This is a genomic window from Streptomyces sp. NBC_00513 (genome assembly GCF_041431415.1).
Classification (GTDB): domain Bacteria; phylum Actinomycetota; class Actinomycetes; order Streptomycetales; family Streptomycetaceae; genus Streptomyces.
Genome location: NZ_CP107845.1, coordinates 2,771,471 through 2,790,379 on the forward strand (window position 1 = coordinate 2,771,471; position 18,909 = coordinate 2,790,379).

Below are 18,909 nucleotides of genomic sequence, written 5' to 3' on the forward strand. Positions count from 1 at the left end.
TCTTGCCGACCGGAGCCTGCGCGTGCTCATACGACTTCTGCGGACCCACCTGGGTCCGTACCGGAAACCCATCGCCCTGCTGGTGCTGCTGCAACTGCTGCAGACCAGTGCGAGCCTCTACCTGCCCACGCTCAACGCCGACATCATCGACAACGGTGTCGTCAACGGTGACACCGGCTACATCCTGCGCTTCGGCGCTCTGATGCTCGGTGTCTCGCTCGTCCAGCTCGCCTGCAACATCGGGGCCGTCTACTACGGCGCCCGCACCGCCGCGGCGCTCGGCCGGGACGTCCGGGCCGCCGTCTTCGACCGCGTGCAGAGCTTCTCCGCGCGTGAGCTCGGCCAGTTCGGCGCCCCGTCCCTGATCACCCGTACGACGAACGACGTCCAGCAGGTCCAGATGCTGGCGTTGATGACCTTCACGCTGATGGTCTCGGCGCCGATCATGTGCGTCGGCGGCATCGCGATGGCGCTGTCGCTCGACGTGAAGCTGTCCGGGGTCCTGCTCGCCGTCGTCCCGATCCTCGGCCTGTCGGTCGGCGCGATCGTCTTCAGGACGCGTCCGCTGTTCCGGAAGATGCAGACCCGCCTGGACATCGTGAACCGGGTGCTGCGCGAGCAGATCACCGGCAACCGCGTGATCCGCGCCTTCGTTCGCGACGCGTACGAGAAGGAGCGCTTCCGGGAGGCGAACGCCGAGCTCACCGGAGTCTCGCTGGCCTCGGGGAAGCTGCTCGCGCTGATGTTCCCCGTCGTCATCGTCGTGGTGAACATCTCCAGCGTCGCCGTCATCTGGTTCGGCGCGATGCGCGTGGACAGCGGCGGCATGGAGATCGGCCAGTTGACGGCCTTCCTCGCCTACCTGATGCAGATCGTCATGTCCGTGATGATGGCCACCTTCATGTTCATGATGGTGCCGCGCGCCGAGGTCTGCGCCGAGCGCATCCAGGAGGTCCTGGACACCGAGTCCAGCGTGGTCCCGCCCACCGACCCGGTGCGCGAGCTGCGGCGGCACGGGCAGTTGGAGCTGCGCGGCGCCGACTTCCGCTACCCCGGCGCCGAGGCCTCGGTGTTGCGCGGCGTCGACCTGGTGGCCCGTCCCGGCGAGACGACGGCGGTGATCGGCTCCACGGGCAGCGGCAAGTCCACGCTGCTGGGGCTGGTCCCCCGGCTGTTCGACGCGACCGGCGGCGAGGTGCTGGTCGACGGGGAGGACGTGCGCCGGCTGGATCCGGAGCTGCTGGCCAGGACGGTCGGCATGGTGCCCCAGAAGCCGTACCTGTTCTCCGGCACCGTGGCCTCCAACCTGCGCTACGGGCGCCCGGACGCCACGGACGAGGAGCTGTGGCAGGCGCTGGAGGTGGCCCAGGCCAAGGACTTCGTGTCCGCGCTGGAGGGGGGCCTCGAAGCGCCCGTCTCCCAGGGCGGCACCAATGTCTCCGGCGGTCAGCGGCAGCGGTTGGCGATTGCCCGCACGCTCGTGCAGCGTCCGGAGATCTACCTGTTCGACGACTCCTTCTCGGCGCTGGACTACGCGACGGACGCGGCGCTGCGCGCGGCGCTGTCCCGCGAGACGGAGAACGCGACCGTGGTCATCGTCGCCCAGCGGGTGTCCACGATCCGTGACGCCGATCGGATCATCGTCCTCGACGAGGGCCGGGTGGTGGGCGAGGGACGCCATCACGAGTTGATGGCCGGCAATGAGACCTACCGGGAGATCGTGCTCTCCCAGCTGACGGAGGCGGAGGCGGCGTGAGCGGGCCCGGAGGACGAATGATGATGGGGCCGACCCAGCGGTCCATGGACTTCAAGGGGTCGGGCAAGCGGCTGCTGGGGCAGCTCGCACAGGACCGGGTCAAGCTGTGGGGCATGGTCGTCGCCGTCATAGGCAGCGTCGCGTTCACGGTGGTCGGCCCGAAGATCCTGGGTCATGCCACCGACCTGGTGTTCGCGGGGATCGTCGGCCGGCAGATGCCCGCCGGGATCACGAAGCAGCAGGCGCTGGACGACCTGCGCGCCAAGGGCCAGGACGGCATGGCGGACATGCTGTCCGGGACCGCCTTCACGCCGGGGCAGGGCATCGACTTCGGTGCCGTCGGGGTCGTGGCGATCTGGGCGCTGGTGGTGTTCACCCTCGCGGGTCTGCTGATGCTGGTGGCGACGCGGCTGTCGAACCACGTCATGAACGGCACCGTGTACCGGATGCGCGAGGAGCTCCAGGCGAAGCTGTCGCGGCTGCCGCTGTCGTACTTCGACCAGCAGAAGCGCGGCGAGGTGCTCAGCCGGGCGACGAACGACATCGACAACATCGGGCAGACCCTCCAACAGACGATGGGGCAGTTGCTGAACTCGCTGCTGACGATCGTCGGCGTGCTGGCGATGATGTTCTGGATCTCGCCGCTGCTGGCGCTGGTCGCGCTGGTGACGGTGCCGATCTCGATCTTCGTCGCGGCGAAGATCGGCAAGAAGTCGCAGCCGCAGTTCGTGGCGCAGTGGAAGACCACGGGCACGCTCAACGCGCACATCGAGGAGATGTACTCGGGGCACAACCTGGTCAAGGTCTTCGGGCGGCAGAAGGAGTCCGCGGCGGTCTTCGCCGCGGAGAACGAGGAGCTGTACAAGGCCTCGTTCAAGGCGCAGTTGGTCAGCGGCATCATGCAGCCGGTGATGTTCTTCATCTCGAACGTCAACTACGTGCTGATCGCGGTCGTCGGCGGTCTGCGGGTGGCCTCGGGCACCCTGTCGATCGGTGACGTGCAGGCCTTCATCCAGTACTCGCGCCAGTTCTCGATGCCGCTGACGCAGGTCGCCTCCATGGCGAACCTGGTGCAGTCCGGCGTGGCCTCGGCGGAGCGGGTGTACGAGCTGCTCGACGCCGAGGAGCAGGAGCCGGACGCGGAGGTCCCGGAGCGTCCGGAGTCGCTGCGCGGCCAGGTCACCCTGGACAAGGTCGCCTTCCGCTACGAGCCGGACAAGCCGCTGATCGAGAACCTCTCGCTGACGGTCGAGCCGGGTCACACGGTCGCGATCGTCGGCCCGACGGGCGCCGGGAAGACCACGCTGGTCAACCTGCTGATGCGGTTCTACGAGGTCACGGGCGGCGAGATCGCCCTGGACGGGGTGGACATCGCGAAGATGACCCGCGAGGAGCTGCGGAGCGGGATCGGCATGGTGCTCCAGGACACCTGGTTGTTCGGCGGCACCATCGCGGAGAACATCGCCTACGGTGCTTCGCGCGAGGTGACCCGCGAGGAGATCGAGGAGGCCGCGCGGGCGGCGCACGCGGACCGGTTCATCCGCACCCTGCCGGACGGCTACGACACGGTGCTGGACGACGAGGGCGCGGGGGTCAGCGCGGGCGAGAAGCAGCTGATCACCATCGCGCGGGCGTTCCTGTCGGATCCGGTGATCCTGGTGCTCGACGAGGCGACCAGTTCGGTGGACACCCGTACCGAGGTGCTGATCCAGAAGGCCATGGCGCGTCTCGCGCACGGCCGTACGTCCTTCGTCATCGCGCACCGGCTGTCCACGATCCGCGACGCGGACGTGATCCTGGTGATGGAGAGCGGGTCGATCGTGGAGCAGGGCACCCACGAGGAGCTGTTGGCTGCGGACGGCGCCTACGCGCGGCTGTACGCGGCGCAGTTCGCGCAGGCGGTGGCCGAGGTCGACTGACCGGGCGGGCTCGTCGCGGTGGTGTCAGGGGTGCCCTCGTCGAGGGGGCACCCCTTCGGCGTGTCCGGGCTCGTCCGTCCGGGTCGCGTGCGGTCCGGGCGGACGGGCGCGTCAGTCCAGGTAGCCGCGGAGCTGGTCGGCGAAGGCGTGGTCGCGCAGCTTGTTGAGGGTCTTGGACTCGATCTGGCGGATCCGTTCGCGGGTCACGCCGAAGATCCGGCCGATCTCCTCAAGGGTGCGCGGCCGGCCGTCGGCCAGGCCGTAGCGCAGTTGGACGACCTTGCGTTCGCGCTCGCCGAGGGTCGAGAGCACGGCTTCCAGGTGCTCGCGGAGCAGGAAGAAGGCGGCCGACTCCATGGGCGAGGTGGCGTCCCCGTCCTCGATGAGGTCGCCGAGGGCCACGTCGTCCTCCTCGCCCACCGGGGCGTGCAGGGAGACCGGCTCCTGGGCGAGACGGAGTACCTCCAGGACCCGCTCGGGGGTCAGTTCGAGGTGGACGGCGACCTCTTCGGCGGTGGGCTCGTATCCGCGTTCCTGGAGCATGCGGCGCTGGACGCGTACGACGCGGTTGATCAGTTCCACGACGTGGACGGGGACGCGGATGGTCCGGGCCTGGTCGGCGAGGGCCCGGGACATCGCCTGCCGGATCCACCAGGTGGCGTAGGTGGAGAACTTGTAGCCGCGGGCGTAGTCAAACTTCTCGACGGCCCGGATCAGGCCGAGGTTCCCCTCCTGGACCAGGTCGAGCATGGTGAGCCCGCGGCCCACGTAGCGTTTGGCCACGGAGACGACGAGGCGCAGGTTGGACTCGATGAGGCGGCGTTTGGCCATCCGTCCCATGACGACGAGCTTGTCCAGGTCGAGGGTGAGTTGGAGGTCGAGGCCGGGGGTGTTGCCCAGCTTCTCCTCGGCGAACAGTCCGGCCTCGACGCGTCGCGCCAGGTCCACTTCCTCCGCCGCGGTGAGCAGCGGGATCCTGCCTATCTCGCGCAGGTACTGTCGGAAGAGGTCGGCGGAGGGTCCCGCCCCGCTCCCGCTGTCCGCGCTGCGCCTGCGCTGCTCGGGCACCGGTTCGATCAGCTCCAAGACCTCGGGCTCGTCGTCGACGGCTTCGGCTTGCGCCTCGACGGGTTCGTCGGCCCGAGCGGGGTGACTCACGTTCACGGTCAGGGTCCGGGTCTGCACGGGGGCGACCTCCAGGGCTCCGAGGACGGGGGCACCGCACCTCAGTGTGGGGTACGACACATCGCCGCCACGAGGGGCGTGCGAGCACTTTCTGAGTCCGGTGCGTGACCGATGGTTACCCCCTGGCGGGAACCCCGATGCGGATCGGACGGATGTCCGAGACGGGTGGTCGGCGGCTGCGGCGCCGACCTGCGCGGAGCGCGGCGCGTGACGTGGCGGGAGGCCGGCCGGCGGGGTGGGGCGTTCCGCCCGGTGCCCCGCCGGGCGGGGGTCACCGGCCCGTCAGGTACTTCACGGTGAGGCCGGCCGTCCAGCCGCCGTCCACGGCGAGTTCGGCGCCCGTCATGTATCCGGCGGAGTCGGAGAGCAGGAAGGCGACGGCGGCGGCGATCTCCTCGGGGGCGCCGACGCGGCCCATCGGGGTGCCGGGGTAGTTGCCGTCGCCGGCCTCGATGCCGACCGGGGCGGTCATCGGGGTGAGCGTCATGCCGGGGTGCACGGAGTTGACGCGGATCCGTGCCTCGGCGAGTTCGACCGCGCCGATCTTCGACAGGCCGCGCACGCCCCACTTGGAGGCCCCGTAGCCGGCGGTCAGGGCCAGGCCGGTGAGGCCGGCGGCGGAGGAGATGTTGACGATGGAGCCGCCGCCGTTCGCGCGCAGCAGCGGGATCGCGGTCTTGATGCCGATGAAGGTGCCGACCAGGTTGATGTCGACGACCCGGCGGAAGTCCTCGACGCTCTCGTGTTCCAGGAGCCGGCCGGTGGCCACGCCGGCGTTGTTGACCAGTCCGTCGACGCGGCCGAACTCGGCGAGCGCGTGGTCGAGCGCCGCCGTCCAGTCGGCCTCGCTGGTCACGTCGTGCCTCTGGAAGCGGGCCGCGTCGCCCAGTTGGGCGGCGGTCTCGGCGCCCTCCGTCTCCAGCACGTCGGTGATCAGCACCTTGCCGCCGCCGTCGACGACGGCCCGCGCGGTGGCCGCGCCCAACCCTCGGGCTCCGCCGGTGACGACGACGACCTTGCCGGTCAGATCCACAACAGCCACGGTTCCTCACCCCTGACGCACACGACGGATCGGCATATGACTAATCGGCATACCCCGACGGTCGCGTCAGTCTGCCAGAGCGGCCAGGGCCCGCGACACCCCCTCCTCCTTCGGTCCCAGGAAGCGCGGTTCGGGCCGCAGGGTCGCGTCCAGCGCCGCCTTGCCGGCCGCGAAGACCTCGCGGGTGCTGCCGTAGTACCAGGTGGAATCGTGTACGTCGGCGACCCCGACCCCGTACGAGTCCACGCCCGCGGCCTGACACAGGGCGACGGCCCGCCGGATGTGGAAGCCCTGGCTGATCAGCACCGCCCGGTGCACCCCGAAGATCTCCTTGGCGCGGACACAGGAGTCCCAGGTGTCGAAGCCGGCGTAATCGCTGACGACCCGGTCGTCCGGCACCCCGTGCCCGGTGAGGTAGGTGCGCATCGCGTCGGGCTCGTCGTACTCCTCGCGACTGTTGTCGCCCGTGACCAGGACGACCTTGACCTTGCCGGCGCGGTACAACTCGGCGGCCGCGTCGAGCCGGTCGGCCAGGTAGGGGGTCGGTCTGCCGTTCCACAGTCCGGCCCCGAACACCACGGCCACGTCGGCCGCCGGCGCGTCGGCCGTGGTCCGCAGTCGCGGCGCGGCGGCGGCGTGCGTCCAGGCCGAGGGGAGCAACGCGAGCACGCAGCCGACCATGACGGCCTGCACGGCCCGCCGCCGCGCCGTGACGGTGCGCAGCGGCAGCCTCGGCCTCTTCCCGATCCCACGCATGACTGTCCCCCCGGTGGTGCCCTCGGATGTGTCCCTGATCAGGACGCCGGGAGGGGGCGCGCGGTTTCGGCGACCGCCCCGGGCGCGCGCCACCCACCCGGTGTGCGCCACCCACCGGCGCGCGCCTCCCACCGGCGCCGCGCGGAAAGCACAGCGCCCGACCGGTACCGGTGAGCAGCCGGTAAAGACCCGTCACCCCGGCGCAACGCCCCGGCAACCTCGGCCCCGCAGGATCGGTTCATGACGGAGTCGGCGCACCCTCCCGAGTACCAGTCCCTCCCCCTCCCTCCCGCCACCGCCGCGGAGCTGCTGACGCGGATCACCGCGCAGCTCGGCACGCAGCTCAGCGGATTGCGCCCCCGGCACGGCCCGGGGGCCCGGCACCACGGAGTCCACGCATGCAGCCCACCCTCGTCGCCGTGGCCCACGGCAGCCGCGACCCTCGTGCCCTGCCCACCATCGAGGCCCTGCTCGAACGGGTCCGTGAGCTCCGCCCCCGGCTCGATGTCCGGCTGGGGCACGTCGAGCTGAACCGGCCCCTGCTCGACGACACCCTCGACCGCGCCACCGGCGAGGCCGTCCTGGTGCCGCTGCTGCTCAGCCGGGGGCACCACGTCAAGCGGGACCTGCCCGCGGCCGCCGCCCGGGCCGGCCACCTGCGGACCCGGGTCGCCGAGCCGCTCGGCCCGCATCCCCTGCTGGTCGAGGCCCTGTACGAGCGGCTGCTGGAGGCGGGCTGGAGCCCCGGCACGCCCGTCGTGCTGGCCTCGGCCGGTTCTCGCGACCCCGACGCCGCCGCCGACGTCAGCCTCGGCGCGGCCCTGCTCTCCGAGCGCCTCGGCGGGGTCGCCGTGGTCCCGGGCCACGCCTCGGCCGCCGCGCCGAGCGTGCCCGAAGCCGTGCGGGCGCTGTCGCTCCGGACCGGGCGCCGGGTCGCCGTCGCCTCGTACTTCACCGCTCCCGGCCGGTTCGCCACCGCGAGCGCGGCCGCCGCGAGCGGGCCGGCCGCCGCGCCGCTGGGCGCGCACCCGGCGCTGGCCCGCCTGGTGGTGCGACGGTACGAGGAGGCCCTGGCCCGCCGGGAACGACCCCTGGAGCGGGCCGTCGCGTAGAGGGGATGTCCGCAAAGTCCCGCCGTGACGGTGGTTCCGGTTACCGTCTGAACCATGGAAGGCTTGGAAGGCACCACCGCACCCGCCCGTCCCGTCGACGCGTACGACCCGGCCGACACCGAGCGCTGGGCCGGCGAGCCCGACAAACGGCCCGGCCGGACCGCCTTCCAGCGGGACCGCGCCCGTGTGCTGCACTCCGCCGCGCTGCGCCGGCTCGCCGGCAAGACGCAGGTCGTCACCCCGGGCACGCGTTCGTACGACTGGGACGCGAGTCCTCGTACACGGCTGACGCACTCGCTGGAGTGCGCCCAGATCGGCCGGGAGCTCGGGCTGGCCCTCGGTTGCGATCCCGATCTGGTCGAGGCGTCCTGCCTCTCGCACGACATGGGCCACCCGCCGTTCGGCCACAACGGCGAGGAGGCGCTGAACGAGTTCGCGAAGGACTGCGGCGGCTTCGAGGGCAACGCCCAGTCGCTGCGGCTGCTGACCCGCCTGGAACCCAAGCGGTTCGTGCCCGATCCCGTGTCGGGCGAACTCGTCAGCGTCGGCCTGAACCTGACCCGGGCCTGCCTGGACGCCGCCACCAAGTACCCCTGGGCCCGCGGTGACCACCCCACCGACCCGGGCTCGGTGAAGTTCGGCGCGTACGAGGACGACCTGCCCGTCTTCGAGTGGCTGCGCCGGGGCGCGCCCGCCGACCGCAAGTGCTTCGAGGCCCAGGTCATGGACTGGGCGGACGACGTGGCGTACTCCGTCCACGACTTCGAGGACGGTCTGCACGCCGGCCACCTCGACCCGAACCTGCTCTTCGCGGAGCCCGAGCGCGCCACGATCTGGCAGGTCGCCATCGGTCGGTACGTGCCGGCCGACACCGCGCCCGAGGAGCTGCGCGAGGCCCTGGACCGGCTGATGGAGCAGGAGTGGTGGCCGCACGGCTACGACGGTTCCGCCATCGCCCAGGCCCGGTTGAAGGACGCCACCAGCCAACTGATCGGCCGTTTCTGCACGGCCGCCGAGACCGCGACCCGGGAGGCCCACGGACCGGGCCGGTTGACCCGCTACTCCGCCGGACTGGTGGTGCCGCGCGAGGCCCGCAACGAATGCGCCGTCCTCAAGGCGGTCGCGGACCTGTACGTGATGCAGCGCGACGAACAGGAGCGGGTCCGCGCCGACCAACGCGTCGTCCTGGCCGAACTCGCGGAGGCGCTCAGCGCCCGCGCGCCCGAGGGCCTGGAACCGCAGTTCAGGGCGATCTTCGACGCGGCGACGGACGACAAGGCCCGCAAGCGCGCGGTCGTCGACCAGATCGCCTGCCTCACCGACGCGTCCGCGCGCTCCCTTCACGCCCGTCTCACCAGAAGGCCCTGACGCTCCGAAGGGTGAGCCGATCGGGCCATTCCCCCTTCACGGGGCAGGCTCAGTGCGGGACGCTCGCATGTGGTCGCATGTGGCGGAGAGGTTATGAGGAGGCATCAGGTGGTCGACGCACACCGAACATTCGTCATCGTCGGCGCGGGACTGGCCGGGGCAAAGGCGGCCGAGACGCTGCGGACCGAGGGGTTCACCGGCAGGGTGATCCTCATCGGCGACGAACGTGAGCATCCCTACGAACGGCCTCCGCTGTCCAAGGGCTACCTGGCGGGCAAGGAGGAGCGCGAGAGCGTCTTCGTCCACGAGCCGTCCTGGTACGCGCGCTCGGACATCGAGCTGCATCTGGGGCAGCCCGCGGTGCAGCTCGACCGGGACGCGAAGAAGGTGGTGCTGGGCGACGGCACCGCGCTGCACTACGACAAGTTGTTGCTGGCGACCGGTGCGGAGCCGCGCCGCCTCGACATCCCGGGCACCGGTCTCGCCGGCGTGCACCACCTGCGGCGGCTCGCGCACGCCGAGCGGTTGCGCAACGTCCTGGCCGGCCTGGGCCGGGACAACGGCCACCTGTTGATCGCGGGCGCGGGCTGGATCGGCCTGGAGGTCGCGGCGGCGGCCCGCGGGTACGGCGCCGAGGTGACCGTGGTCGAGCCGGAGGCGACTCCGCTGCACGCGGTGCTCGGCCCGGAGATCGGCCGGCTCTTCGCGGACCTGCACGCCGAGCACGGGGTCCGCTTCCACTTCGGCTCCCGGCTCACCGAGATCGTCGGGCACGACGGGATGGTGCTGGCCGCCCGGACCGACGACGGCGAGGAGCACCCGGCGCACGCGGTGCTCTCGGCGATCGGCGCGGCGCCGCGCACCGCGCTGGCCGAGACCTCGGGTCTGGCCCTGATCGACCGGGAGCACGGCGGCGGGATCGCGGTGGACGCGTCGCTGCGGACCTCCGACCCGGACGTGTTCGCCGTCGGGGACGTGGCGGCGGCGCACCACCCGGTGCTCGGGACCCGGCTGCGGGTGGAGCACTGGGCGAACGCCCTCAACGGCGGTCCGGCCGCGGCGCGGGCGATGCTGGGGCAGCAGGTCTCCTACGACCGGGTGCCGTACTTCTTCTCCGACCAGTACGACGTGGGCCTGGAGTACTCGGGGTACGCGCCGCCCGGCGGGTACGACCAGGTGCTGATCCGCGGGGACGTGGGGAAGCGGGAGTTCATCGCGTTCTGGCTGTCCGACGGCCGGGTGCTGGCCGGGATGAACGTGAACGTGTGGGACGTCACCGAGCACATCCAGGCGCTGATCAGGTCGAAGGCCCCGGTGGACCCGGGCAGGCTTTCGGACCCGTCGGTTCCGCTTTCCTCCCTGGTGGTGGCGGAGGGGGCCTGACGGGATTGCCTCCGCCCGGCCGTAGACTTCACGGGTGGCAGGACGGATCAACGACGACGACGTGAAGGCGGTACGGGACGCGGTCCCGATCGACGCCGTGGTCTCCGACTACCTCCAGCTCCGCAACGCGGGCGGCGGCAACCTCAAGGGCCTCTGCCCCTTCCATGACGAGAAGTCCCCGTCCTTCCAGGTCAGCCCCGGCAAGGGGCTGTACCACTGCTTCGGCTGCCAGGCGGGCGGGGACACCCTCGACTTCATCATGAAGATCGACCACCTCTCCTTCTCGGAGGCGGTCGAACGGCTCGCGGGCCAGGCCGGCATCACCCTGCGGTACGAGGAGGGCGGCTACACCGCCGGCACCAGCGGCCGGGGCGAGCGCATCCGCCTGGTCGAGGCGCACAAGGCCGCCGCGCAGTTCTACGTGGAGCAGCTCGACAGCGCCGAGGCCGAGATCGGCCGCAAGTTCCTGGCGGAGCGCGGCTTCGACCAGGCGGCCGCCACCCACTTCAGCGTGGGCTACAGCCCGGCCGGCTGGGACCACCTGACCCGGTTCCTGCGCGGCAAGGGCTTCACCGACAAGGAACTGATCACCTCCGGGCTGGCCCAGGACAGCCGCAGCGGCAAGCCCATCGACCGCTTCCGCGGCCGGCTGATGTGGCCGATCCGCGACATCAGCGGCGAGGTCGTCGGCTTCGGCGCGCGCAAGCTGCGCGACGACGACAACGGCCCCAAGTACCTGAACACCCCCGAGACCGCGATCTACAAGAAGTCCCAGGTCCTCTACGGCATCGACCTGGCCAAGAAGGAGATCGCCAAGACCTCCCGGGCCGTGGTCGTCGAGGGCTACACCGACGTCATGGCCTGCCACATGGCCGGGGTCACCACGGCCATCGCGACCTGTGGCACCGCCTTCGGCGGGGACCACATCAAGATCCTCCGACGCCTGCTGATGGACAACGCCACGGCCGAGGTGATCTTCACGTTCGACGGCGACGCCGCCGGCCAGAAGGCGGCGCTGCGCGCCTTCGAGGACGACCAGAAGTTCGCGGCCGAGACCTCGATCACCATCGCCCCCGGCGGCATGGACCCCTGTGACCTGCGTCTGGCGCAGGGCGACGCCGCCGTGTCGGGGCTGGTGGAGGCCCGGACCCCGCTGTTCGAGTTCGCCCTGCGGCACATCGTGTCCCGGCACAACCTGGAGAACCCGGCGGGGCGCGCGGCCGCGCTGGCCGAGGCGGCGCCGGTCGTCGCCAGCATCAAGGACCTCTCGATCCAGCACGAGTCCGCGGTCCAACTGGCCGGCATGCTCGGCATCCTCGACGAGCAGTTCGTCGTCAAGCGGGTCGCCCAGTTGGCGCGGTGGGCGCGCGAGCGCGGCAACCAGCCGCAGCAGCAGGGCCGGGGTCGCCCCCGGGAGGCGGCCGCCCCCTCCGCGCCGGCGCCGCCCGGCGGCGGGCCCGCGCTGAACCTGCGCAGCCCCGCCCACCGCACCGAGCGGGAACTGCTCAAGCTGGCGCTCCAGCGGCCGGCCCTGGTCTCCCCCGCGTTCGACGCGTACGGGATCGACGAGTTCACCGCCCCGCCCTACGCGGCGGTCCGCCAGGCCATCCAGGACGCGGGCGGTGCCTCCCAGGACACCGACGACTACCTGGCCCGGGTCCGCGAGGCCGCGCCGAACGACACCGTCCGCGCGATGGTCACGGAGCTGGCGGTGGAGGCCATCCACGCCAAGACGGTCGACGAGATCTACGCCGGGGTCCAGCTGGTGCAGGTCCGCCTGCGCGCCGTCGACCGCCGGGTCCTGGAGATCCAGGGCACGCTGACCCGCCTGAGCCCACAGGCCCCGCCGGAGCAGCACGCGGCGGTCCAGGAGGAGCTGTGGGTGCTCCAGCAGTACGGTCGGCGGCTGCGCAACCGGGGTGCCGAGGGGCTGTAGTCCCGCGGCGCCCCTCCCCTCGGTCGGGTGGGGCCGGTCAGCGGCCGAGCCAGTCGCCGCCGGGGATCTCGGTGCCGGAGGCGGCCAGGTCCCGGGCGAGCAGCGGGGAGGCCAGGTACACCCACGCGGGCACCGGGGTGCCGTCCGCGAGCAGGGCCTCGCGGACGACCCGGTCGTACAGGTTGCCCGGCCGGTCCGGTCCCTCGTACTCCTCCAGCAGGTCGAGCGCGACCAGCAGTTCCGCGTACCGGCCGGGGGCCGGGGTGATCAGCTCGCCGCGTATCGCGGAGCCGGGGCGCGCGACGGCGTACGGATATCCGGGGCCTCCGTAGAGAGCGGCGTCCGGCAGCGTGGCGGGCTCCTCGGCGGCGACCCGGCCCCGCAGGAACAGGTCGTGGTTGACCTCGCCGGGGCGCAGGGTGCCGTACACGAAGAACGGCAGGGGTGATCCGGCCGATTCCGGCCGATCGACCGATGTCACGGGGTGCTCCTTCGGGTTCCACTGGACGTTCGGCGGGGTCGGACCCGGGCCGAAAGACCCGACTTCCCCCGCTCGATCCCACCGTACGCACCGCTGTTACACAATCTCCCGGTCCCCGTGACGGGCCCCGTCCATCATCGGATTCCGCCCGTCCCCCACCCCACGGCTGCCCTCCTCCATGACGCGATCGACCCACCGCTCCCTCGCCGCCCTGCTGCTGTGCGCCCTCGCCGCGGTGGCGGGCGGCTGCGCCTCGCCCGGCGGACTCGCCGCGGGCGAGCCGGCTCCCCCGGTTTCCACCCAGCCCCGACCCGAACCGCTCTGGCGGGCCTGGGTCGACGACTCCCCCCGTTCCCCGGGCGCGGAGGCCGGCGACGGGCGCACGCCCCCGGCGCCGCTGCCGCACGCCCCCGCCCTGGGCCCGGACGGGCTGGCGGGGGTGGACGTCGCGGCCGTCGTGCGGGCCGACCGGAACATGGCGCACTACGCGACCCGGGGGTGGATCGACGCCCCCGGCGAGCCCGGCCTGCGACCGCCGGTGTACCTGGATCTGACCGGCGACGGGAAGCCCGAACTGATCGTCGCGGCCGACACGGAGTCGGGGCGCACCGCGCTGACCGTGTACACGGCGCGGGACGGGAGGGTCGTTCCCGTCCTCTTCGCGACGGGCCGGCGGATGGCGGTCGAGTCCCTCGGTCGGGACCTGCTGATCCGCACGGCGGCGGACGCGGGCGCCCAGCAGGCCGTCCGCTACCAGTGGGACGGGCAGCGGATGACGGTCGTCAGCGAGGAGCGCCGCTACGGCGGGTGCGGCCTCGGCGGTGCGTCCGGGGCGCCGTTCGCCCCCGGGGCCTCCCCGGGGGCGAACGGCCGGGTGGGCCGGTGAGACGCCTCGGGGCGCGGGTGCGACGCGTGCCGGGGGCGCTCGGTCTGCGCTGGAAGATCGCCGTCCTGTTGGCCGTGGGGTGCTCGCTGGTCGCGGTCACCATCGGCCTGTTGATCCACGACGCCCGGGTCCGTCAGGTCGGAGAGGCCGCGCGGGCGGGCGCCGTGGCCCAGTTGGTCCGGGTACGGCAGGTGTACGAGCTGACGGGCGGGCTCGACTTCGGCAGGGTCGGGGAGGTCGACGCGCGGATCGACTGCCCGGACCTGCCGCCGGGGCTCCGGGAGGCGGCCCTCGCGGGTCGGCGCACGACCTGGCTCGACCTGGGCGGGGAGCACCCGACGGTGTGGGCGGCCCGGCCGGTGGGCGGGGAGCACGTGCTGTCCGTACGGCGTTCACTGTCCCACGAGCAGGCCGAACTGGACGATCTGGAGGCGCAGTTGGTGGCGTACGGGGTGGGTGTCGTGGCCCTGGCGGCCATCGGGGGTGCGTTGCTCGCCAGCCGGATGAGCCGGGACCTGCGGGCGGCGGCGGAGACGGCCCGGCGGATCAGCGAGGGGGACCTGGACGCGCGGATCGGCCCGACGGGGACGCCGGGCACGCGCGACGAGGTGGCCGAACTGTCGGCGGCCGTCGACACCATGGCCGCGAGTCTCCAGCAACGACTGGAAGGGGAACGCCGGTTCACGGCGGACGTGGCGCACGAGCTGCGGACTCCGCTGACGGGCCTGCACACGGCCGCGGAACTGCTGCCGCCCGGGCGGCCCACGGAACTGGTGCGCGACCGGGTCGCGGCGCTGCGGACCCTGACGGAGGACCTGTTGGAGGTGGCCCGGCTGGACGCGGACCGGGAGGAGGCCCGCCTGGAGGCGCATCCGCTGGGGCCGCTGGCCCTCTCGATCACCCGGCGCTCCGGGGTGGAGGCCGAGGTCATCGGGGGCGATACGACCGGCCCCGTCCGCACGGACGCCCGCCGGTTGGAGCGGATCCTGACGAACCTGCTGGTCAATGCCCGGCGCCACGGCGCGGGCCCGATCTCGGTCACGGTGTCCGGGAACACGGTGACGGTCCGGGACCAGGGGCCCGGCTTCCCGGAGGAAGTGCTGCGGGAGGGGCCCCGGCGGTTCCTGACGGGCACACCGGAGCGGGGCCAGGGCACGGGGCTCGGCCTGACCATCGCGCTCGGTCAGGCGGCGGTGATCGGCGCCTCGGTCACCCTGTCGAACCCTCCCCCGGCCGGTGCCTCGGCGGTGGTCACCCTCCCCGATGCCTGAACGTCCGGCGGCGGGGCGGTCCGGAGGTGCGGGCAGGGGGCGGGCGGGGCGCGGTTCACCCGTCCGGCCGGGGGCCACAGATGCCCCCTTCACCGCCCTTGACCTGCGAGAACGATCGCACGACCGGCATACCTGACGTCTCATCGACAGGCACGAAGGCTCCACCCCGGGTTACCTCGGAATCACGACCCCGCGTCCCGAGGAGTCCCCATGCGCCGACGCACCGCACACGTGCTCACCGCCACCGCGCTGACCGCCGTCGCCTTCACCGGCCCGGTCGCCGGAGCGGTCGCCGCCGCGGACCTCGGCATGCCCGGTTTCGTCGCGGGGGACTTCGCCCCGTTGGAGGTGTGGCCCAAGTCCGCCGTCGCCGGGGCCACCGTCACCGTGAACACGAACGCGTGCGGCCCCGGCAGCAGCGCCGACGGTGACGCCACCACCGTGGGGGGCGGCCGATTCAAACTGGTCCCGGGCACCCACAAGGAGGTCGTCGTGGGGCAGTTCCAGGTCTCCCGCCACCACGGACCCGGCACCTACGACATCGGGGTGACCTGCGCGAACGGCAAGTTCGCCACCGGCAACCTGGTCGTCACCGAACGCGGCCCGCAGGGCCACGTCCACACCGGGGTGGGTGGCGGGACGACCGCCACGGCCAACCCCGCCAAGATCACGGCGGGAGCGGCCGTCCTGGCCGCGGTCGCCGTGTGCGGTACCTGGCTCATGCGTCGCCGGGCGAGCGGCACGCAGAGCTGACGGAGGCCCGCCGCGGCTTCGGCCGCGGTCCGACCGGTACCGCACCCCGTCGCCCGCCCCGCGAGGTCCCCCCGTTCGCGGGGTCGGGCGACGGCTCAGCCACAGGATCGGCACGCCGAGCGCAAGGGGGCAGACATGGACACCTCCCGCGCCGCCGGCCGCGGCGGGCTCCTCGCCCTGGCCGCGTGCGTCGGCGTCTGGCTCGTCTCCAGCGGCTCCGCCGAGACCGTGGGGCCCCCGCTGCCCTCCCCCGCCGAGGCCCTGAACACGTTGAGCGCCCAGGCCTCGTACCCCGGCAGCATCGATCCGCTGCCCGGCTCCCCGCCCACCCGGATCCGGATCCCCGTCATCCGCGTGGACGCCCCGCTGACGGGTCTGGGCCTGGAGCGCGACGGCAGCCTCCAGGTGCCGCCGCCCGCCCGGCGCGACCTCGCGGGCTGGTACCGGGAGGGCGTCACGCCGGGCGCCGTCGGCACGGCCGTCGTCGCCGGTCACGTCGACCACGCCACCGGTCCGGCGGTCTTCTACCACCTGGGCGCGCTGCACCGCGGGGCGGCGATCGAGGTGGCGCGCGCGGACGGGCGTACGGCGGTGTTCACCGTCCACGCCGTCGAGGTGTACGACGCCGAGGACTTCCCCGACGACCGCGTGTACGGGCCTTCGCCGCGCGCCGAACTCCGGGTGATCACCTGCGGCGGCGGCTTCTCGCCGCGTACGGGCTACCGGGGCAACGTGGTCGTCTTCGCGCACCTGACGGGAACCCATTAGGGCGCGCATCGGGTCGGGTCCGACGAGCACCGCGGCGTCCGGGGCGGGTGCCCGGTCGGGGTGCGGGGCCCGCCGATCCGCCGCCGCGCGGGCGGCGGATGACCGGGAGCGAGGCCGCGGGCGGGCAGCCGGGCCCGAGGAGCCCTGCCGCTCGCCCGTACGACACCTCAGAGCACGGCGAGCCGGTCCACCAGCAGTTCCGCCCTCCGCTCGGCGTCCCCCGGGGGCAGCCGGCCCGCCCGGGTCAGGGTCGCCAGCCCGTGCAGGGCCGCCCAGAACACCTCGGTGAACAGTCCCGGGTGGACGCCCTTCCCGGAGACCTCGCCGAGCGTCTCCAGCAGGGCGGCGAACGCGTCCTTCAACGGCTCCGGGGTCTCCTCGGCCGCGAACGCCAGGCCGCCGTCGAGCCGGAACATGGCGTCGTAGACCGCCGGATTGCGCTCGGCGAAGTCGAGGTAACCGCGGGCGAGGGCGGCGACCCGGGCGCGCGGGCCGTCCGCCGCGCGGGCCGAGGCCCGCAGCGCCGCGGCCATCTCGGCGGCGCCCTCCAGGGCGACGGCGCCGATGATCTCGCGCTTGCCGCGAAAGTGGCTGTAGAGGACGGGCTGGCTGTACTCGATGCGCTCGGCGAGCCGGCGGGTGGTGACCGCGTCCCAGCCCTGTTGCTCGGCGAGTTCGCGGGCCGTCGCCACGATGAGCTGCTCGCGGACCGCCCGTTCGCGCTCCTTGCGTTCCTGTACCGACATGAGTCGACCCTAGCACCGCTAGACAAACAAGCGACAGTAGGACTAGCGTTGCCCCATCATCTAGCGACGCTAGATCCCAGGAGGGGTAGCCATGCTCAACGCACTTGAGATCGTCACCACCGTGCTCGTCGGCCTGATGGTGGGAGTGGAGTTCTCCGTCGCCTTCGTCATCAACCGGATCCTCAACGCCCTCCCCGACGACAGCAACCAGCGCGGCCGGAGCCACGGTGGCCGGATGCTCGGCGCCGTCATGCCGGTCTGGTACATCGGCTCGCTCGCCCTCGTCGCGATCTGGGCCGTCGCCGGATGGCAGCACGACGGCGCCGGACTCGTCGTCACCGCGGGCGCGCTGCTGATCCTCAGCGTGGTCATGTCGCTCCTGCTCCTCGTCCCGATCAACAACCAGAGCAAGACGTGGACCACCGAGAACCGGCCCGCCGACTGGAAGGAACAGATGAACCGCTGGGACCGCTTCCACTACGTCCGCGTCGCCGTCATCGTCGCCGCCTTCGCCCTGCTGGTCACCGCCCTCGCCTGAGCCCGCGGGCCGACACCACGCCGGCGGCGCACGCGTCGGGGACCACGCCCGGGCCCGTCACGGCTTCACGGTCGGGGCGCCGTTCAGCCCCACTGCTCGATGCCGAGCTTCACCACCAGCGCCCCGACCACCGTCAGCAGCACGGCGCGAACGAATCCGCTGCCCTTGCTGAGGGCCATCCGGGCCCCGATCATGGCGCCGGCCAGGTTGAAGGCCGCCATCAGGGCGGCGAGTTGCCACAGCACCATGCCCTGGTACGCGAACATCGCCAGCGCCCCGGCATTCGTGCAGCAGTTGACGATCTTGGCGGTGGCCGAGGCGGTGACCAGGTCGAGGTGGAGCAGCGCGGTGAGGGCCAGCACGAGGAAGGTACCGGTGCCGGGGCCGATGAGCCCGTCGTAGAAGCCGATGCCGAGACCCGCGAGACCGATGGCCAGCAGTACCCGGTGTCGGCTCACGGGCGCGGTGGACGGGGCGGCGCCGAAGCCCGGCTTGAAGATGACCACGCCCGCGACCACGACGAGCACGCCCATGATCAGGGGCCGCAGCGCGTCCTTGCTGATACCGCCGGCCAGCGCGGCGCCACCCATCGACCCGACGAGCGCGGCGAGGCCGATCCGGACGGCGACCTTCACGTCCACCGGCGCCTTGCGCGCGTACGTCACCGCGGCGCCCGCGGTGCCGACGATGGCCACGGCCTTGTTCGTACCGAGCACGGTGGCGGGATGGGCGTTCGGCAGGCCGAGCAGCAGGGCGGGCAGGAGCAGCAGGCCGCCGCCGCCCACCACCGCGTCGATCCAGCCGGCCGCGGCGGCGGCCACGCAGAGGACGACGATCATGGTCGTGGATATGTCAGGCACGGCCTTGACCCTAGGCAACGGATGGGTGCAGGAACCATCAATCGTCGGAAACTTGCGCAAAGGTTGAGCTTTGCCGGGCCGGCGCCCGATCGGGGGCCACCGGCGACGCCGGGTCCACGGCCGCCGTCAGCGCGCTCGCGGCCAACACG

The 18,909-nt window shown here is 72.6% G+C and carries 16 protein-coding genes and 1 pseudogene; 11 read left to right on the forward strand and 6 right to left on the reverse strand.

Annotated features, from left to right (window positions below; genetic code table 11):
* The first annotated feature begins 22 nt into the window (after nt 1–22).
* Together OHA84_RS13010 and OHA84_RS13015 are read left to right on the forward strand one after the other, a co-directional pair.
* Complete coding sequence (locus tag OHA84_RS13010; protein ID WP_053677787.1) at nt 23–1,756, forward strand: ABC transporter ATP-binding protein; 1,734 nt, start codon at nt 23–25, stop codon at nt 1,754–1,756.
* Nucleotides 1,753–3,675 carry an ABC transporter ATP-binding protein gene (locus tag OHA84_RS13015; protein WP_053677784.1) on the forward strand — a complete coding sequence of 641 codons (1,923 nt, stop codon included), beginning with the start codon at nt 1,753–1,755 and terminating at the stop codon, nt 3,673–3,675. The genes OHA84_RS13010 and OHA84_RS13015 overlap by 4 nt, the downstream gene beginning before the upstream one ends.
* A 111-nt stretch (nt 3,676–3,786) precedes the next feature.
* On the opposite strand, the gene OHA84_RS13020 is transcribed toward OHA84_RS13015, so the two are convergent.
* From OHA84_RS13020 to OHA84_RS13030, 3 genes are all read right to left on the reverse strand, one after another.
* On the reverse strand, nt 3,787–4,920 hold the full coding sequence (locus tag OHA84_RS13020; protein WP_371591370.1) for an RNA polymerase sigma factor: 1,134 nt from the start codon (nt 4,918–4,920) through the stop codon (nt 3,787–3,789).
* 211 nt (nt 4,921–5,131) lie between these two features.
* A complete protein-coding gene (locus tag OHA84_RS13025) occupies nt 5,132–5,902 on the reverse strand; it encodes a glucose 1-dehydrogenase (RefSeq protein ID WP_266971598.1) in 771 nt (256 codons plus the stop codon).
* A gap of 66 nt (nt 5,903–5,968) precedes the next feature.
* Nucleotides 5,969–6,658 carry a vancomycin high temperature exclusion protein gene (locus OHA84_RS13030; RefSeq protein WP_053677779.1) on the reverse strand — a complete coding sequence of 230 codons (690 nt, stop codon included), beginning with the start codon at nt 6,656–6,658 and terminating at the stop codon, nt 5,969–5,971.
* Between the two features lie 240 nt (nt 6,659–6,898).
* On the opposite strand from OHA84_RS13030, the pseudogene OHA84_RS13035 reads away from it, so the two are divergent.
* The 4 genes and pseudogenes from OHA84_RS13035 to dnaG all read left to right on the forward strand — a co-directional run bounded on the left by OHA84_RS13035 (nt 6,899) and on the right by dnaG (nt 12,457).
* Nucleotides 6,899–7,770: pseudogene (locus OHA84_RS13035) on the forward strand (sirohydrochlorin chelatase).
* A gap of 54 nt (nt 7,771–7,824) precedes the next feature.
* Nucleotides 7,825–9,138: a deoxyguanosinetriphosphate triphosphohydrolase gene (locus OHA84_RS13040; protein ID WP_053677775.1), complete on the forward strand. Its 1,314-nt coding sequence runs from the start codon at nt 7,825–7,827 to the stop codon at nt 9,136–9,138.
* A 108-nt stretch (nt 9,139–9,246) separates the two neighbouring features.
* Nucleotides 9,247–10,521 (forward strand): NAD(P)/FAD-dependent oxidoreductase, encoded by a 1,275-nt coding sequence (locus tag OHA84_RS13045; RefSeq protein ID WP_266971595.1) that lies wholly within the window; start codon nt 9,247–9,249, stop codon nt 10,519–10,521.
* Between the two features lie 34 nt (nt 10,522–10,555).
* Nucleotides 10,556–12,457 carry a DNA primase gene (dnaG, locus tag OHA84_RS13050; RefSeq protein ID WP_266971593.1) on the forward strand — a complete coding sequence of 634 codons (1,902 nt, stop codon included), beginning with the start codon at nt 10,556–10,558 and terminating at the stop codon, nt 12,455–12,457.
* 37 nt (nt 12,458–12,494) lie between these two features.
* Here the strand turns inward: dnaG and OHA84_RS13055 are convergent, their stop codons facing one another.
* Nucleotides 12,495–12,938, reverse strand: coding sequence for a gamma-glutamylcyclotransferase family protein (locus OHA84_RS13055; RefSeq protein WP_266971591.1), 444 nt, complete (start codon nt 12,936–12,938; stop codon nt 12,495–12,497).
* Between the two features lie 178 nt (nt 12,939–13,116).
* Here OHA84_RS13055 and OHA84_RS13060 point away from each other — a divergent pair, with 178 nt between their 5' ends.
* The 4 genes from OHA84_RS13060 to OHA84_RS13075 all read left to right on the forward strand — a co-directional run bounded on the left by OHA84_RS13060 (nt 13,117) and on the right by OHA84_RS13075 (nt 16,616).
* A complete protein-coding gene (locus OHA84_RS13060) occupies nt 13,117–13,824 on the forward strand; it encodes a hypothetical protein (RefSeq protein WP_266971589.1) in 708 nt (235 codons plus the stop codon).
* On the forward strand, nt 13,821–15,095 hold the full coding sequence (locus tag OHA84_RS13065; RefSeq protein WP_078998815.1) for a HAMP domain-containing sensor histidine kinase: 1,275 nt from the start codon (nt 13,821–13,823) through the stop codon (nt 15,093–15,095). Before OHA84_RS13060 ends, OHA84_RS13065 begins: the two co-directional genes overlap by 4 nt.
* 210 nt (nt 15,096–15,305) lie before the next feature.
* The gene (locus OHA84_RS13070; protein WP_063839507.1) at nt 15,306–15,848 is read left to right on the forward strand and encodes a hypothetical protein; all 543 of its coding nucleotides are present in this window, start codon (nt 15,306–15,308) and stop codon (nt 15,846–15,848) included.
* Nucleotides 15,849–15,983: 135 nt separating this feature from the next.
* Nucleotides 15,984–16,616, forward strand: a complete 633-nt coding sequence (locus OHA84_RS13075) for a class F sortase (protein ID WP_053677768.1) — start codon at nt 15,984–15,986, stop codon at nt 16,614–16,616.
* Nucleotides 16,617–16,783: 167 nt separating this feature from the next.
* Here OHA84_RS13075 and OHA84_RS13080 read toward each other — a convergent pair whose 3' ends face one another.
* Nucleotides 16,784–17,362: a TetR/AcrR family transcriptional regulator gene (locus OHA84_RS13080; RefSeq protein WP_053677766.1), complete on the reverse strand. Its 579-nt coding sequence runs from the start codon at nt 17,360–17,362 to the stop codon at nt 16,784–16,786.
* A gap of 91 nt (nt 17,363–17,453) precedes the next feature.
* Here OHA84_RS13080 and OHA84_RS13085 point away from each other — a divergent pair, with 91 nt between their 5' ends.
* Nucleotides 17,454–17,900 carry a DUF1772 domain-containing protein gene (locus OHA84_RS13085; RefSeq protein WP_053677763.1) on the forward strand — a complete coding sequence of 149 codons (447 nt, stop codon included), beginning with the start codon at nt 17,454–17,456 and terminating at the stop codon, nt 17,898–17,900.
* 83 nt (nt 17,901–17,983) lie between these two features.
* Here the strand turns inward: OHA84_RS13085 and OHA84_RS13090 are convergent, their stop codons facing one another.
* Nucleotides 17,984–18,760 (reverse strand): TSUP family transporter, encoded by a 777-nt coding sequence (locus tag OHA84_RS13090; RefSeq protein WP_053677759.1) that lies wholly within the window; start codon nt 18,758–18,760, stop codon nt 17,984–17,986.
* Nucleotides 18,761–18,909: the final 149 nt, after the last annotated feature.

Excerpts from the sequence above, each read along its gene's own strand:
- OHA84_RS13030 (WP_053677779.1), bottom strand. The coding sequence starts at position 6,658 with ATGCGTGGGATCGGGAAGAGGCCGAGGCTGCCGCTGCGCACCGTCACG.
- OHA84_RS13040 (WP_053677775.1), top strand. The coding sequence starts at position 7,825 with ATGGAAGGCTTGGAAGGCACCACCGCACCCGCCCGTCCCGTCGACGCG.
- OHA84_RS13060 (WP_266971589.1), top strand. The coding sequence starts at position 13,117 with ATGACGCGATCGACCCACCGCTCCCTCGCCGCCCTGCTGCTGTGCGCC.
- OHA84_RS13070 (WP_063839507.1), top strand. The coding sequence starts at position 15,306 with ATGCGCCGACGCACCGCACACGTGCTCACCGCCACCGCGCTGACCGCC.
- OHA84_RS13075 (WP_053677768.1), top strand. The coding sequence starts at position 15,984 with ATGGACACCTCCCGCGCCGCCGGCCGCGGCGGGCTCCTCGCCCTGGCC.
- OHA84_RS13080 (WP_053677766.1), bottom strand. The coding sequence starts at position 17,362 with ATGTCGGTACAGGAACGCAAGGAGCGCGAACGGGCGGTCCGCGAGCAG.
- OHA84_RS13085 (WP_053677763.1), top strand. The coding sequence starts at position 17,454 with ATGCTCAACGCACTTGAGATCGTCACCACCGTGCTCGTCGGCCTGATG.